This is a genomic window from Streptomyces sp. NPDC047880 (assembly GCF_040706515.1).
Classification (GTDB): Bacteria; Actinomycetota; Actinomycetes; order Streptomycetales; family Streptomycetaceae; genus Streptomyces.
This window is the reverse complement of sequence record NZ_JBEZOK010000067.1, coordinates 1-1,670: the sequence shown is the minus strand read 5'-3', so window position 1 is coordinate 1,670 and position 1,670 is coordinate 1. Positions and strand designations below refer to the sequence as shown.

The window sequence follows — 1,670 nt, the reverse complement described above, 5'->3', positions numbered from 1 at the left end:
AAAACCAACCCACGCTCACCCTCATCAAGAAACTCCACACCCCCCACCCGCACATCAGGATCCGCAACCAAACCCTCCAGCAAACGACCGAACCAACCCACCAAACGCTCAGCCGTCCCCGCATCAAACACATCGAGGGCGTATTCCAGCGCCGCGGCAATTCCCTCCTCCCGCTCCTCCATGTAGAGCGCGAGGTCGTACTTGGCCGTGGTGGACTGCGCGTGTGCGGCGGAGCCTCGAAGGCCGGCCATTTCGAGCTTGGCCGGACGGTTGTTCTGGAAGCTCAGCACGACCTGGAAGAGCGGGTGCCGCGCCATGGAGCGGGTCGGGTTGAGCTCCTCCACCAGCCGCTCGAACGGCACGTCCTGGTGCGCGAAGGCGGCCAGGTCGCTCTCCTTGACCCGCGCGATCAGCTCACGGAAGGAGGGATCCCCCGACGTGTCGGTGCGCAGGACCAGCATGTTGACGAACATGCCGACCAGATCATCCAGCGACTGATCGGTCCGTCCCGCGATCGGTGAACCGATCGGCACGTCGGTCCCCGCGCCCAGTCGCGTGAGCAGTGCCGCCCAGGCCGCCTGCACGACCATGAACAGACTCGCTCCGGACTCCCGTGCCAGTCTGCTGAGTCCCTCGTGCACCTCAGTGGGCAGCACGAAGCGCACCCTGCCACCTCGATGTGATGCCACAGCAGGGCGCGTGCGGTCGAACGGCAGCGTCAGTTCCTCCGGAGCACCGGCCAGTGCCTCACGCCAGAACTCCACCTGAAGCGACAGCACACTCTCCGGATCCTCCTCGGACCCGAACACCTCCTGCTGCCACAGCACGTAATCCGCGTACTGCACCGGCAGAGGTGCCCATCCAGGAGTGCGACCCTCACCCCGCGCCCCGTACGCCACCGACACATCCCGCGCCAACGGCCCCATCGACCAGCCATCACCCGCGATGTGATGCACCACGAGCACCAGCACATGCTCATCCGCACCGACCCTGAACAACCGGGCCCGGACAGGGATCTCCTCCGCAAGGTCGAAGGCACACCGCGCCGCCTCCGCCACTGCTGCGTCCACGTCCTCCGCGCTCACGTCCGTGACGGTCAGCGTGAAGCCGCTTTCCTCGACCGACAGGATCCGCTGATACGGCTCACCGTCAGCCACCGCGAACACCGTCCGCAGCACCTCATGACGTTCCAGGACATCGCGCAGAGCATCTTCCAAGGCTTGCTGGTTCAGCGCCCCCGTCAGCCGCACGCCGATCGGGATGTTGTACGTCGCGCTCGGCCCCTCCAACTGGCTGATGAACCACAGTCGGCGCTGTGCGTAGGACAGCGGCACCCGCTCCGGGCGCTCCCCCGCCACCAGAGGCGGACGCGCCGTGTCCGCCTGACCCAGCCGCGCCGCGAGCCCTGCCGGCGTAGAGGCCTCGAAGAGGGTCCGCAGGGCCACCTCCACACCCAGCACCGCACGTACCCGACTCACCAGCCGCGTCGCCAGCAACGAATGCCCACCCAGGGCAAAGAAGTCATCGTCCACACCGACTGCGGGCAGACCCAGAATCTCGGCGAAGGCCTGGCAGAGGATCTCCTCCTGCACCGACACCGGACCCCGGCCTCCGCCACTCGCATACTCCGGTGCGGGCAGGGCCTTGCGGTCCAGCTTGCCGTTCACCGT

1 protein-coding gene is annotated in these 1,670 nt (G+C 67.0%); it reads right to left on the bottom strand.

Annotated features, from left to right (window positions below; genetic code table 11):
* On the bottom strand, positions 1-1,670 hold a 1,670-nt coding region (locus tag AB0937_RS38490), incomplete at both ends, for a condensation domain-containing protein (RefSeq protein ID WP_366718864.1).